The sequence below is a fragment of the Streptomyces sp. NPDC043738 genome (genome assembly GCF_056436545.1).
Map to the genome: position 1 here is coordinate 311,455 of NZ_JBWKCJ010000002.1, position 14,572 is coordinate 326,026.

Annotated in this window: 13 protein-coding genes; 10 read left to right on the forward strand and 3 right to left on the reverse strand. The window is 67.1% G+C overall.

Going from position 1 to position 14,572, the window contains the following annotated elements; genetic code table 11:
• The first annotated feature begins 32 nt into the window (after positions 1-32).
• From AC0680_RS04540 to AC0680_RS04570, 7 genes are all read left to right on the forward strand, one after another.
• Positions 33-176, forward strand: a complete 144-nt coding sequence (locus AC0680_RS04540; protein ID WP_478624821.1) for a hypothetical protein — start codon at positions 33-35, stop codon at positions 174-176.
• On the forward strand, positions 173-4,876 hold the full coding sequence (locus AC0680_RS04545; protein WP_478624823.1) for a putative T7SS-secreted protein: 4,704 nt from the start codon (positions 173-175) through the stop codon (positions 4,874-4,876). The genes AC0680_RS04540 and AC0680_RS04545 overlap by 4 nt, the downstream gene beginning before the upstream one ends.
• A 20-nt stretch (positions 4,877-4,896) precedes the next feature.
• Positions 4,897-5,415, forward strand: coding sequence for a S1 RNA-binding domain-containing protein (locus AC0680_RS04550; protein WP_478624825.1), 519 nt, complete (start codon positions 4,897-4,899; stop codon positions 5,413-5,415).
• Positions 5,416-5,839: 424 nt separating this feature from the next.
• On the forward strand, positions 5,840-6,103 hold the full coding sequence (locus tag AC0680_RS04555; RefSeq protein WP_478624827.1) for a hypothetical protein: 264 nt from the start codon (positions 5,840-5,842) through the stop codon (positions 6,101-6,103).
• Between the two features lie 8 nt (positions 6,104-6,111).
• Positions 6,112-6,582, forward strand: coding sequence for a hypothetical protein (locus tag AC0680_RS04560; RefSeq protein WP_478624829.1), 471 nt, complete (start codon positions 6,112-6,114; stop codon positions 6,580-6,582).
• A gap of 184 nt (positions 6,583-6,766) precedes the next feature.
• Positions 6,767-7,999: a helix-turn-helix domain-containing protein gene (locus AC0680_RS04565; RefSeq protein ID WP_478624831.1), complete on the forward strand. Its 1,233-nt coding sequence runs from the start codon at positions 6,767-6,769 to the stop codon at positions 7,997-7,999.
• Between the two features lie 789 nt (positions 8,000-8,788).
• Complete coding sequence (locus AC0680_RS04570; RefSeq protein ID WP_478624833.1) at positions 8,789-9,118, forward strand: hypothetical protein; 330 nt, start codon at positions 8,789-8,791, stop codon at positions 9,116-9,118.
• Between the two features lie 71 nt (positions 9,119-9,189).
• Here the strand turns inward: AC0680_RS04570 and AC0680_RS04575 are convergent, their stop codons facing one another.
• Complete coding sequence (locus tag AC0680_RS04575) at positions 9,190-9,921, reverse strand: response regulator (protein ID WP_478625086.1); 732 nt, start codon at positions 9,919-9,921, stop codon at positions 9,190-9,192.
• A gap of 211 nt (positions 9,922-10,132) precedes the next feature.
• Complete coding sequence (locus AC0680_RS04580) at positions 10,133-11,377, reverse strand: sensor histidine kinase (protein ID WP_478624835.1); 1,245 nt, start codon at positions 11,375-11,377, stop codon at positions 10,133-10,135.
• A gap of 494 nt (positions 11,378-11,871) precedes the next feature.
• Between AC0680_RS04580 and AC0680_RS04585 the strand changes: the two genes are divergently transcribed.
• From AC0680_RS04585 to AC0680_RS04595, 3 genes are all read left to right on the forward strand, one after another.
• On the forward strand, positions 11,872-12,513 hold the full coding sequence (locus AC0680_RS04585) for a 4'-phosphopantetheinyl transferase family protein (RefSeq protein WP_478624836.1): 642 nt from the start codon (positions 11,872-11,874) through the stop codon (positions 12,511-12,513).
• Between the two features lie 239 nt (positions 12,514-12,752).
• On the forward strand, positions 12,753-13,412 hold the full coding sequence (locus AC0680_RS04590) for a transglycosylase family protein (RefSeq protein ID WP_478624838.1): 660 nt from the start codon (positions 12,753-12,755) through the stop codon (positions 13,410-13,412).
• Between the two features lie 177 nt (positions 13,413-13,589).
• A complete protein-coding gene (locus tag AC0680_RS04595) occupies positions 13,590-13,964 on the forward strand; it encodes a hypothetical protein (RefSeq protein WP_478624840.1) in 375 nt (124 codons plus the stop codon).
• A gap of 85 nt (positions 13,965-14,049) precedes the next feature.
• Here AC0680_RS04595 and AC0680_RS04600 read toward each other — a convergent pair whose 3' ends face one another.
• The gene (locus AC0680_RS04600; RefSeq protein ID WP_478624842.1) at positions 14,050-14,457 is read right to left on the reverse strand and encodes a hypothetical protein; all 408 of its coding nucleotides are present in this window, start codon (positions 14,455-14,457) and stop codon (positions 14,050-14,052) included.
• Positions 14,458-14,572 lie beyond the last annotated feature (115 nt).

A 14,572-nucleotide genomic window follows, 5' to 3' on the forward strand; every position in this document is an offset into this window, starting at 1 on the left:
CGTCCGCGGAGTCGTTGGAGTCCCGTGACCGGATGCTGCAGACGGCCGACAAGCTCGGCCAGGACGTCCAGTCGATCCCTGACCGGGTGAAGCACCCCTTCGACGACCCCGCCGAGGTCACCACGGAGTTCCACGAACCAAAGGGTTCGCAGGGTCAGAGGAGTGAGGGCAAGTGAACTGGCTCGGCGATGGTCTGAACGCGATAGGCGAGGGCGCGAGCAAGTTCACCGACGCCGTGGAGCGGGGCGCGGGCGAGCTGGTCGAGCACGGCTCCGACCTGGCCGGCGACGCCCTGGAGACCGTCGGCCTCGACGACGCCGGCCACGCGGTCCGCTCCGCCGGAGCCAAGGCGGCCGGCGCCCTGGGCGCGCATGTGGACGAACGCCAGCTCGGCGAATCCGAGGACCCCAAGGAACTCATCCACGGCGACGTGGCGAAGATCAACGAAACGGCGTCCCACCTCAAGGACTTCGCCGCCGCCTTCGACCGGGTCGCCGAAGGCATGCGCAAGATCGGCTCGCACCAGCACTGGAGCGGTAAGGCCGCCGACGCCTTCCGCGAGAAGTTCGACATGCACCCCAAGCAGTGGATGCACGCCGCCGATGCTTGCGACGACGCGTACAAGGCCCTGAAGTCCTATGCGGAAACGGTGTCCTGGGCCCAGGGCAAGGCCGCCGACGCCATCGACAAGTACCGCAACGCGACGGAGGCCACCCGGCGCTCCCTCGACGCCTACAAGTCCAAGCTCGACACGTACAACGCGCAGGTCGATTCCTACAACTCGGCCATCGAGAACGGGCAGAACCCCGGCGCCCAGCCGCAGAAGCCCGGCGCTTACGCAGACCCGGGTGGTGAGGGCCGCGAAGCCGCCGAAGACATGCTCAAAACCGCCCGCAGCCAGCGCAACGAAGCCGCCGAGCGGGCCCGTAACGCCATCAAGGGCGCCCTGGCCCACGCCCCCGACAAGCCCGCGTTCACCGACCTCGCGGGGGCGGCCCTCAAGGACGGCGGCGAGGCGTTCGTCCTCCAGAACGCGCACATGGTCGGCGGCGCCCTCAAGGCCGGCGCCGAGACCATCAAGCTGGCCCGGACGGTCAACCCACTGGACCCCTACAACATCACCCACCCCTGGAAGTTCGCCAACAACGCCTCCACCATGCTCATGGGCCTGGCTCAGGCCCCGCTCCACCCCATCGACACGGCGAAGGGCATGCTCGGCTCCGGCTGGGGCAGCGACCCCGGCGACGCGTTCGGGGCCCTGGTCGTCAACGCGATCGGCGGCAAGGGCGCGGGGGGTCTGGCCAAGGGAGCGGCGAAGGCGGGTGCAAAGAACGCGGCCAAGACCGCGGCCCGCACCGCCGCCAAGGAGGGCGGCAAGCGCACGGTTCGGGACCGGTTGCGTACCGCCTGGTGCAAGACCTTCGGCAGCGACCCCATCGACATGGCCACCGGCCGCATGCACCTGCCGCAGACCGACATCACCCTCCCCGGCAGCCTGCCCCTGGCCTTCTCCCGCACCTTCGAGTCGTCCTACCGCCAGGGCCGCTGGTTCGGCCCGACCTGGATGTCCACTGTCGACCAGCGCCTGGAGATCGACTCCGAGGGCGTCATCCTCATCGGCGAAGAGGGCAACTTCCTCCTCTACCCCCACCCCGCCGTCGGCGTCCCCACCCACCCGGTCGAGGGCGACGGCGCCCCCCTCGAACTCACCCCCGACGGCGACTACCTCCTCACCGACCCGGCCACCGGCACCCGCCGCTACTTCACCACCTACACCGAGAACCTCGCCGTCCTCGACGAGATATCCGACCGGCACGGCAACCACCACACCTTCGACTACACCGAAGACGGCACACCCACGGCCATCACCCACAGCGCCGGCTACCGCCTCCTCCTCACCACCGACGAGGGCCGCATCACCGCCCTCCACCTCGCCGGCGCGGCCCCCGACGGCACCGACCAGCTCCTGAAGTCGTACGGCTACGACGACGCGGGCAACCTGGTCACCGTCACCAACTCCTCCGGCCTCCCCCTCCGCTTCACCTACGACGAAGCCGCCCGCATCACGTCCTGGACCGACACCAACAACAGCAGCTACCACTACGTCTACGACGATGCGGACCGCTGCATCTCCCAGGGCGGCATCGAAGGCCACCTCCGCGGCAACTTCACCTGGGGCGAGCCGGACCCGGAATCCGGCCTACGCACCAACCTCCACTACAACTCCCTGGGGCAGCTGACCACTTACCAGGTCAACGACCACCACCACATCGTCACGACCACGGACCCGACGGGCGCCACGACTCGCACCGTCCGCGACGCGGCCCACCGCATCCTCTCCACCACCGACCCCCTGGGCCGCACCACCGCCATCGACTACGACGACGACGGCCGCCCGACGACCGTCACCCTCCCCGACGGCTCCACCTCCACCACCACCTACAACGACCTCGGTCTGCCGCTGACGGTCACCGGCCCGGACGGCACCACCTGGACCCACACCTACGACGCCACCGGCAACCGCACCTCGTCCACCGACCCCACCGGCGCCACCACCACCTACACCCACGACACCCGAGGCCACGTCTCCTCCATCACCGACGCCCTCGGCAACACCACCCGCCTCTACTGCAACGAGGCCGGCCTGCCCCTCTCGGTCACCGACCCCCTGGGCGCCACCACCCACTACCGCCGCGACGCCTTCGGCCGCACCACCTCCGTCACCAACCCCCTCGGCGAAACCACCCACATGGTGTGGACACCGGAAGGCAAACTAGCCGCCCGAATAGACCCCACCGGCGCCACCGAGCAGTGGACCTACGACGGCGAGGGCAACCGCACCACCCACACCGACGCCATCGGCCAGACCACCCGCTACGAGTACGGCCACTTCGACCTGCTCACGGCCCGTACCGACCCCGACGGCGTCCGCCACGAGTTCACCCACGACACCGAACTCCGCCTCACCCAGGTCACCAACCCCCAGGGCCTGACCTGGAACTACGCCTACGATCCAGCGGGCAGGTTGCTATCAGAGTCGGACTTCGACGACCGCATCCTCACGTACGCCCACGACCCTGCGGGCCAATTGGTGAGTCGCACCAACACCCTGGGTGAGGTCACCACCTACACCCGCGACACCCTCGGCCGCATCACGACCAAGGACGCCGCAGGCCTCATCACCACCTACGCACACGACTCCGCCGGCAACCTGAAGCAAGCAGCCAACCCGGACGCCACGGTCACCTACACCCGCGACACCCTGGGCCGCGTCACCGCCGAGTCGGTCAACGGCCGCACCATGACGTTCACCTACGACGCCCTGGGTCGCCGCACCTCCCGCACTACGCCCTCAGGCGCAACCAGCACCTGGACGTACGATGCGGCAGGGAATCGCACGACACTTACGGCCTCCGGTCACGTCCTGGATTTTGAACACGACGCTGCAGGGCGCAACATCAACCAGCGCTTTGGTGAAGCAATCTCTCTTGCCACCACCTGGGACCCCGCAGGTCGACTTGCGGAGCAAACGCTCGTCGGTGCCGAGACCCAGCCTCTCCAGCGTCGAACCTATTCCTACCGTCCAGATGGCAACCTCATTGGCATTAACGATCAACTGAACGGCCCGCGCACCTTCGATGTCGACGCGGCGGGCCGTGTCACCGCGGTCCGCGCCCGAGGCTGGACGGAAACCTACGCCTACGACCAGGTAGGCAACCAGACCGAGGCCCAGTGGCCCGACGGGCACCCTAGTGCGGAGGCCCGCGGCGCCCGCACATACTCCGGTACCCGAATACTCAGCGGCGGTAATGTTCGTTACGAACACGATGCCCAGGGCCGCATCACGCTGCGCCAGAAGGCCCGGCTCTCCCGCAAACCCGATACCTGGCGCTATAGCTGGGACGCGGAAGACCACCTTATTTCTGTCGTCACGCCCGATGCCCAGTCGTGGCATTACCTCTACGACGCGATCGGTCGCCGCATAGCCAAGCAGCGCCTTGCGGCTGATGGATCAGTTGTCGAAGAGGTCGGATTCACCTGGGACGGCACCACCCTAGCCGAACAAACCACCGCCACTCCGGACGCTCCTGACCCGATAACCCTCGCTTGGGACCATAGCGGCTTGCGTCCTATTGCCCAGATCGAACGAAAGTCGCTGGCAAGTGCTTCTCGGAAAGAAATCGACCAACGATTCTTCGCAATTGTCACCGACCTCGTAGGTACCCCTACCGAGCTCGTAGACGAGACTGGCGCCATCGCTTGGCGCACGCGCGCGACGGTTTGGGGTACCACCACTTGGACCCGCAGCAGCACTGCCTACACACCTCTCCGTTTCCCGGGCCAATATTTCGATCCGGAAACCCAACTCCACTACAACGTCCACCGCTACTACGATCCCGAATCCGCCCGCTACACCGCACCAGACCCCCTTGGCCTCGCCCCTGCACTGAACCCCGTCACGTACGTTCACAATCCCCACACTTGGGCCGATCCTCTTGGCCTGGCGGGTTGCGACACCACCAAGCTCTATCGGGCCCCGCATCACGGGAACAGAGACCTGGAAGCGGGCGGTCTGGACCCTGCCCTGCACCCGGACACTCCTGAGGGTGGTGCTGGCACCGCATATCTGGGCGATAGTGAACAGGTCGCCCAGAGGTACGCAGAGCAAGGGATTTATGAGGACGGGTACCATGAATTTGTGATGAAGTCAGGCTTCAAGGAGGCTTTTCCGGAGGGCGTGTACAAGCGCACTCACGACAATAGGCCGGGGGAATGGCAGTGGCTGATCCCCAGGGGGGAGATTTCGAGGCTCAATTCTTATGTTCAGGAGGTCAATTGGGTCAACTACTATCAAGGTTATGCGTGGCGGGACTGATGGCGCAAAGGAGAGGTTCTATGTGGAACTCGGAAAGTGACACCCCTGGTGCGCTGCTTGCTCAATTGCAGCCAGGTCAAGTGTGTAGGGGGGTTGTAAGTTCGGTTGCGAACTTTGGTGTGTTCGTGGACCTGGGGGGCGTCACTGGGATCGTAACTGCTGCAAATCTCTCATGGGGAAGTGTCGATCACCCTTCAGAAGTTGCTCGCGAGGGACAGGAGGTCGTCGTCGCCGTGCTGAGCGTCGACCTAGAACGCGAACAAGTGTCAGTTTCTATTAAAGATTTGCAGCAGGATCCGCTCCTTGAATTCTCTCGCTTGCGATTCGGTTCTACGATGCTTGGCTCCGTAGTTAAGATCACCCCAATTGGGATTTTCGTTCGACTCGAAGAGGTGGTGGGATTGCTGCCGGTTTCCCAATTGGAGGGGCGTGAAATGGTGAAGGTCGGTGACACATTGAGTGTCAAAGTCTCGTGCATTAATATTGCGAAGCGCCAGGTTGCGCTTTCGTTCAGCTCCGAACCTTGCGGCTTCGAGTAAATTGTTTGGGGATATTTAGGCAGAAGCGGGCGAGGGGCTGGGTCGCCCCTCGCAGGGTGCGTATACATGCGCATGCATCGACGGGGTCGGAGGCATCGCACTCATGGCTAAGACGTCGCAGTCCAAGTCCACGTGTCGAGTGGCTCCTAAACGTTAAAGATTGATCACTCAACAGCATCTGCAAAGCGGCTTCGGGAAGGCGCTAGAGGGTGGGGTGCCGATCGGTGAAAGCTGCACTGAGTCGGCATCCGTAGCTGTGTGATCCGCAGTGGCTCGTTCACACCGTTCCCTTGGCCCGTCCCGCGATACCTTCGGAGTGTCGACATCCGGAGGGGTGCCAGGATGCCCTACGCCAGTGACAGCGCCAGCGAACGCATCGGGCAGCGCATCGCGGAAGCGCGTAAGGCGCGTGGCTTGACTCAGCATGGAACGGCCCGATCACCGCGACGTGTCGAGTACCGGGAGCAGTCGGGAGGCTAAGGCCTGGCAGGCGCAGCAGCGATCCCTCATCGACCAAGGCAGAATCGACGAGGCCATCAAGATGGACATCGACGACATCCGAGCCAGGTTCGGCAGCAAGTACGATCAGCACATCCAAGATATGGTCCAAAGCCTGCCGGACAACAGAGGGTTTCAGATGCTCCTCGACCAAAATGGCTGGACCATCAACTACGACCTCCTGAAGTGAGGCACTTCATGGACTTCATCCTCGACCCGCCGACTGGTGTCTCCGCGCTGCGGATCGGCATGAGCTACGAGCAGGCCCTGGAAGCAATCTCCGATTGGGGAACCCCGAGCGTGTCGGGGCCCTATTCGCATACATCCACTGTGAAGATTCGGGTGGATTTTCGCAGTATGGATATTCTTGCTCGTCTCGAAGGTGGAGAATCCGTTACTGCCGTCGAGCTGTGGCGTTTTGAAGAGGATTTGCCGGATGTGCGGGTCCTGCTTGACGGTGCTGATGTATTCCGTACTCCGGCTCGCGAAGTGTTGCGGCTACAGTCTGAGCGAGGGCGCAGGGTTGACGAGAGCGACCCGGAGAACCCTGTGATTCCAGAAGTCACGCTGGCCTTTACTCGCGAAACGGGTCAAGACGTACCGCGTGACTCGGACGGACTTCCCGTGTACTTCACGTCAGTACTCGTGGCAGGCGTGGACTACTACTGAGGACGTCCCGCCCCGAAGCCCGGGGCGGGCTGGCTTCTTGCCGCAGTTATCCACAGCTGCTCATCCACCTTGGCGAGTGCGCTCATGGCTCTCACTGGGTAACAGGGCCAATCGGTATGCACCTGCCCCCGCCTCTGTCCGGGCCGTAGGCTGACTGGGACGGTACGCCACCTAGGGGGCACGCATGGATCTGTCAGACGAGCTCAGTACCGGCGAGCGGATCAGGGTTCTTCGGGAGTCGCGTGGCATGACGCGTGCCACGCTCGCCAATCTCTGTGGGCGAGGCCCTGACTGGCTGAAGAAGATCGAGACGGGGGAGCGTGAACTCCGGTCGCATTCCCTCCTGTTGAGTCTTGGTGCGGCGCTTCAGGTCTCTGACCTGTCCGTTCTCACCGGGGACAGCGAGGGTGGTCCGGCGCAGCTGGTCCCGCTCGGCAGGATGAACCATCCGGCGATGCCGGAGATCTGGGCTGCGGTGATGAACCGCTCCCTGACTGCGGCGGTCACGGGTCCCACAGAGCCGGCGGTGCTGCAAGGCCGTGTCGACCAGACGTGGCGCCTGTGGCACACGTCCAATCGCAACCGCACCGAGGTGGGGGCTCTGCTCCCCGCGCTTATCCGCGACGGCGAAGCCGCTGTGCGGGCTCTTGACGGCGAGCAGCGACGTGCCGCCCTGGTGGCGCTGTCCGACGTGTACCGGCTCACGGGGCAGGCCACTGCCTACGTGGCCCCCGCCGAGCTGGCGTGGGTCGTTGCGGACCGTGCCCTGTCCTCGGCGCAGGACGCCGATCAGCCTGCTGCCATAGCCGCTGCCGCATGGAACATGGGCAACATCCTGCGTGAGACCTCGTATCCCGAGGAAGCGTTGCGCATCGTCGCCGAGGCCGGTGATCTCCTCCGGCCCCACCTTGATGGCGCTCCGGACGACTGGCGTGGCATCTACGGCGCGCTTCAGCTGCACGCCGCGGTCACGGTGGCGCGAGAGGGCCGTGACGGCGACGCATGGCGGTACTGGGACAAGGGCGACCAAGTGGCGAAGTCCCTGCCCGCCTCGTACGTCCATCCGTCCACGGTATTCGGCCGCGCCAACGTCGATTTCCACGCGGTGAGTGTCGCGACTGATCTGCGCAAGGCGCAGAAGGCTCTTGGACTCGCTGACGACCTCGATCCCGATGTGATGCCCTCCCGCGAGCGGCGCGCACGGCTGTGGGTGGAAGTCGCCCGAGGACACCTCCAGCGTGGCGACCGGACTGCCGCGCTGCATGTGATGCAGATGGCTCACCAGATCGGCGCAGAGACGGTCACCTACACCCCGTCCGCCCGCGTCGTGGCCGCCGACTTGTGGCGTTCCGCGCCACGCGCGATGCGCAAGGACGCCGGCCGGCTGGCCGAGGCGGTCGGGGTATCGACCGGCTGACCAAGGGGACAAGCAGGGACAGGGGGACATTCTGTCCCCCTTCTTTGTTGCACGGGCCCATACGGTGACGCACCTTGCCTTCGCGTAGACCGAACGAGGTGACACATGGAAAGGCATCTGGGCACCCGATTGCACGCATCGACCTGCCGGGACCAGCCGCACGTCATCGACTGTGTTTCGGGAGAGATCCGTGTTCCCCTGGCCTTGTACGCCGTGGATGAGCACCGAGGCAATGTCGACCTCGTCCTGTCGCGCGCGGATGGGGCATCACTACTCACCTCGCTCGTGGAAGCCCTAGGCTCCCCCGCGCACGGAGCGCGGCCCTTTTCCCGGAAACCGCGAGGTGACGGGCTAACTCGGCTTGAGGGTCTCTTGGATGCCCTGAGTCACTGCTGACAATCAAGACCCCCGCGACGCGCCAACGTCCGGGGGCATGGCCACCAACCCCTGGGAGGTTGACGACATGGCGAAGACTATCGCCAGGATCTTCGAACCGATGGTCCGGCTGTTATTGTCCGCGCGAGGGCGTCACCGGTCCGATGTCGCTGTGCTCTCTGCGCCGGCTGTGAGGTGCGGCGAGGCAGCGACACCCGTGCCACCCCGGGTACCTGGTGAGCGGCCGGAGCTGCTGCGCGGTGAAGATACGGCCCTGATCCGGCCGTACGTGCTCACGCCGGAAGAGCGGCAGGCACGATGGTTGCAGCGCGGACGGCGACGAGCCCTGTGGCGTGCGGTGAACGGGTTGGATGCCGGTCCGCGCTGGATTCACGGTGTGGAGGTGGCGGGCCGATGAGTTCCACCGGCGCCGCTCGGCTCTTGCCGTGGCTGAGCCCGGGCGGGAACCCGTGCTTCCTCGTGGGTGATGGGGAGGGGTTCGTGTCCCGGATCGCCGATGAGATGGAGGTGGCACAGCTTGGCGTGGCGGACGAACTCATCGAGGAAGCCGTCCGCATCCTGGCTGCGCGCACGTGGACTCCGGGAGAAATTCATCTACTGGCCGTCGAATTGACCGCGTCGTTGGTCGATGTGCGGCGGGTGGCGGAGAGTCGGGGTGCGCGCCTGCCCGTGCCGGACGGTGACGGCCTCGACGACGCCGTGGGGACGGGACGACCTGCATAGACAGAGAGGGGCGGGCCCAGGGCGAACAAGGGCTCGCCCCCCCCAGCCCGCGCCCCGCGCCCCGCGCCCCCTCACCCCCGCAACGCAACCCCACACTGCTGCGCCAGGATCGCCGCCTGGACGCGGCTTCGCAGGTTGAGCTTGGACAGGATCCTGCTCGTATGTGTCTTCACCGTGCCCTCGGCCAGGTTGAGGGTTTCTGCGATGGCGCTGTTGGCCAGGCCCTGGGAGATGCAGGCCAGGACCTCCAGTTCGCGTTTGGTGAGGGTGGCCAGGGCCTGGGCGGAGCCTTCGGGGAGGGTGGGGCCGGGGCCGGGGCAGGCCGACGGGGGGCGGTCGGCGAATTCGGTGATCAGGCGGCGGGCGATGGCGGGGGTGAGGAAGCCGTCGCCGTGGGCCACTTCGCGTACGGCGCCGACCAGGACGGCGGGCTCCGCGTTCTTGAGGATGAAGCCGCCGGCTCCGGCACGTAGGGCGCCGAAGATGTACTCGTTGAGGTCGAAGGTGGTCAGGACCAGGACTTCGGCGAGGCCGCGCTCGACGATGCGGCGGGTTGCGGCGACGCCGTTGAGCTGGGGCATCTGGACGTCCATGAGGACGACGTCGGGGCGGAGTTCGGCGGCCATGCGGACCGCCGTCTCGCCGTCGCCGGCCTCGCCGACGACCGTGATGTCCGGGGCGGTCTGCAGGACCAGGACCAGTCCGGAGCGTACGGCGGCCTGGTCGTCGGCCACCAGGACGCGGATGGGCGGGGTGGGGCACGACGGCGGCTCGGGGGCCGGCGCCGGTGTGGCGGCCGTCATCGGCTCGGGGGCCGGCTTGGGCGCGGCGGCCGTGACAGGCGCAAGTCCTGCCGTCGGGCCGTTCGCCGCATCGTCGTTCACCAGACCGTTCACTAACTCGTCCACCGGCTCCTCCACTTGCTGCTCCGTCTCTCGTCCTCGGTGCCCCCGTTCTGGTACCCGGCGTGGTTGCGCCCCGGGAGTCAGTCTGCGTTGCCCTAGGCGGGCTGGCCTAGGTGTTCTGTGTCAGTGGCAACACCGCCCGTACCCTCCAGCGGCCGGGGGCGGTGCGGTCCGGGCCCGCGTCGAAGATGCCGCCCACCAGGGCGGCCCGTTCGGACATGCCGGTGAGGCCGGCTCCGGCGCCGGTGGCCAGCCGCTCCACGGGGTGCTGCCGGGTGCGGGGGTCGGGGCGGGCCAGCGGGCTGTCGACGGTGATCGTGAGGTGTTCGGCGCCGGCCTGGCAGCGGATCCGCACCCGCCCCGCCGAGGCGTGCTTGAGGACGTTGGTCAGGGCCTCCTGGACGATGCGGTACGCCGTCACCTCGATGACCGAGGACACCTCGGGGAATTGGTCAGGGAAGTCGGTGTGCAGGGTCAGGGCCGCGGCGTCGGCGGCCGGGCGGGCCTGTTCGACCAGGGCGCCCAGGGCGTTGAGCTGCGGGCGGTCCCAGTCGTCGTCCACGCCGCGGTCGGAGCGCAGCAGCACCACCATGCGCCGCATCTCGGCCAGTCCCTGCACGCTGTTCTCCCGGATCACGGCGAGGGCCTGCAGTATCGGGTCGTCGTCGGGCTCCACCCGCACGGTGGACTCCTCTCCCGCCTCACCGTCGCCACTCGCCCCGGCCCCCGCCGCGCTCTTAGCCGCCCGCTTCGCCTCCGTGAGCGACAGCACCGCGCTGGAGTGGATGGCGATCGCGCTGAGGTGGTTGGCCACCAGGTCGTGCAGCTCGCGGGCCATGCGGGTGCGTTCGGTCTGCAGGACGGTCTTGCGGTCGAGCTCGGCGAGGCGGTTGATCTGGGCGGCGCGTTCCCGCTCGGCGTCCGCACGCTCCTTGTGGTTCCTTATCAACAGCCCGGTCCATACGGGGGAGATGAGGAGCATCGCGACGATGACGCCGGTCGTCACCCCCTCCGAGCGGTCGCTGATGGCGACCAGGGTGACCGTGGTGGCGACCGTGACGGCCACGGTTCCGAACTGCAGGACTCGGCACAGCCATTGGGCGCCGTAGAGGGCGGCCGCGTAGAGCAGGTCGGTGTAGATCAGCACGGGCACCAGGCCGCCGCTGGAGGTCATCTCCACGGTGACGGTGATGGTGCCGACGGCGACCGCCAGGGGCGGCAGCGCGCTGCGGAACGCCGTCGCCGTACACAGCACGAACACCGGCAGGACCGCCTGCCAGGCGGGAATGTCGCTGGCCATGACCCGGGGGCCGCCCAGGACATACAGAATCAGACAGCCGGCGAAGAAACCCACCGCCATTCTGAGGTCACGGAGCGGTATGGGCCGGCGGCGTGCGTGCGTACTTGTGAAAGGGCGTAACCACACACCAGGACAGTACTTCGGCGCGCTGCCCGTTCTCTTGGCCCTGGCGCCCGAATTTGGGGAGGTCTCCCGTACATCGAAGTATGTAGCCGTACATCAGCAGGAGGGATGACCCGCAGGCTCCGGAGGATCTGCAAACCTTGGGCTGTCTGTATCGATCGATGTAGGCGAAAAAGGGGGAGACATCATCTGTATGACGGGCCGCCACTCACCCAGTGCGGCCTTGGCACCGTTCAACTGTGGAGGACGGAAAGTACGTGGAAACGAACGCCGCTCTTCTCGAACTCTGTCCGGAGCGCCTTGACCAGGACGCTTCTGACCACCGGCACCACCAGCACTACCCGCACCACCGGGCCCCGGCCCGCCCCGCATCGCTCGCCCCCGCGCAACCGCCCGCTCGGCCGTACCCGCATCCGCACCCGGGCGTGGCAGCCACCTCCGTACCCGTGTTCGTCGTCCCCATGGGTCCCCCCTCCGCCGCGTCCTCCCCGCGCGGCGGAGCCAAGGGCACGCTGTCCCCGGACAACTGCCTCGGGCTGAACGGCCATTCCAGCGCCACCCTCGACACCGCCTCCCGCCGCTGGCTGCTGGCCCGGCTCCCCGACCGGGTGAGCACCGCGATGGCCGACGCCGGCCACTGGGAGCTGTACGGCACCCGTGGCCTGCTGGTCGTGGCGTGCGGTGACGGCGCCCGGCAGATGGGATTCTCCGTGGAATCGGTCCGCCGTGACGGCTGCCCGCCCGACACCCCGTACGAGGTGCTGACGGCCGGGGAGTCGCAGCTGGCGGCGAGCTGCGCCGCGGACGAGCGGGAGCGTCTGATCACGCGCTTCTGGGTGCGCAAGGACGCCGCCATGCAGGCCGTGGGCCGCGGTCTGTCCGTGTCCCCCGAGCGCATCGAGGCGGGTTTCGCCGCCGACCAGGGCACGGTCACGGTGCCCGATCCCTTTGGGCTCGAAGTCCGCGTCTCGGTAAGGAACTTCGCCTTCTCGGCCGCTTACGAGTTCGCCGTGGCGACCCCCGAACCGCTTCCGCTCACCCCATCCTTCGCCTATTCGGTCACGTAATTGCCCGTTTCCGGCCGTATCCGCGACCGTATCGCCGTCAATTCCCCATGGGTGGCCTGAATTCAGTCCTTGACGTTCTGTCGGGGTGACGGCTCAGCCAATGGCCCACCCGGGTGAATCGCCCGCATGTCGCGCTCTCCCGGCATGCAGAAAACCATATTTCCGGGTTAGTTGGTGTGTGCCCACCGTCGTGGCGTGCACCGCGCCGCGGCGCTGCCGGAGCACTGCGGAGGATGCCCGTGTTGCCGTCGCCCCTCGCCAAGCGGTCCGCCGAATCGGTCCTGTCCGTGCTGCTGGCCGTGCTGGGCATCTTAGGCCCGGCCGGCCCGAGCGCGGCGCAGGACGTGCCGTCCGGGTCACCGGTGCCCGACTGGGAACGCATCGCCGCCTGCGAGAGCAACGGCCGCTGGCACATCAACACCGGCAACGGCTACCACGGCGGCCTGCAGATCGCCCTCAGCACCTGGCGCGCCTACGGCGGCCGCCGCTACGCCCCGCGGGCCGACCTCGCCACCCGCGCCGAACAGATCGCCATCGGCCGGCGCATCGTCCGCGACCAGGGCCTGTCCGCCTGGCCCAACTGCGGCCACGCCGCCACCCGCACCACCCAGCAGTCCCCCGCGAGCGCGGACAAGGACGGCAGGGACGGCAGGGACGGCAGGGGCGGTCGGGATGGTGGACGACCGCGTGAGTGCCGCCGCGAGGGTGTCGAGCGCAGGGAGGCCGACGAGCGCACCGAGCGCACCGACACCTCCGAACGCACCGAGACCGACGAGCGCACCGACACCGCCGCATCGACCGACGACCCCGACGGCGGCAGGACCCGCCAGGAGCACAACGAGCGCCGGCTGCCCGAGGGCCCGGACCACCTCTACCCGGGGCACCAGCTGCGGGGCTGAACGGGGCGGCCGGTCGCGGGGCCCTGGCCAACCGGAGGGCCGTCATGGTGAATCCGGTGGTCGGAGAGGGTGAATACGGGCAACGGGCCGTTGCTCAGGCTTGGTGGAGACCGGTCCGCCCGGTAGCAAGTCCGCGGGTGACCAAACCGCGAGGTGCAGGAGCACACAGTGAAGAACATGGCACGCGTCAAATATGTGATCGCAGGAGCTTGCGGCCTGCTCCTGGCCGTCGGTGGGGCGTCTCCGGCACAGGCCTGGGACGGGTTCGACGGGTACGGCGACGGTGTGTGGAACAGCGACACCATCGCCAGTTTCCATGCCATCCTCCGCTGCGGGCCCCGGGCCAAGATCTGCGTCAACGGGCCGGTGAACAGCGGCAACGTCAAGTACGCGCAGAACGTCGACATGACGGGCAACCCGAACAACAGCGGCAGCCCGACCAACGTCAATGGCAACACCAACGACGACGCCGGCGGCACCACCGGCGCCGAGAGCAAGACCAGCAACAACGTCCAGCACATCGGACGGGGCACCGGCTCCACGCACTTCTGACGCACGCGCGAGGCGGCCCCGCTCCCGGAACGTACCGGGGGCGGGGCCGCTTTGGCGGGCGCGCGGTGCCCGCGACCGCTCGGTCTCAGTAGTGCAGGCCGAGGATCTTCTGGATGTGGTTGCCGCTGCCCTGCGAGGCGCCCTCGACCGAATTGGAGCTGTTGGTGGAGCCGTTGGAGCTGTGCAGGTTGCCGCTGTTGTTCGGGTTGCCGTGGTTGATGAAGTTGCCGCTGTTCTTGCTGTTGCCGCTGCGTACCGGGCCGTTGATGCAGGGGTGCGGCGACTTGCGCACCGGCGATTTGTAATTGAAGTCGGCGAGGCGGTTGTTGCAGACCACCCCGGAGACCATGCCGGTGACGGTGCCGACGTCCGCGCCCGCCACGGCCGACAACAGGGATTCGCCCGGGACGGTCACGGCCTGCGCGGCCCCGGCGCCGAACAGCACCAGTCCGCATGCTCCGATGACACTTCCCGCCTGCGCAATTCTTCTCACGGTGCTCCTCGCCTGTTCATCGTTTCGATGCCAGACGTATCGTGCTGCCGTTGTCCGTGCGCATCGTCGTTCAACCCGCAGGGAATAAAACGCTCGAAGCCGAGAATCAGCCGGG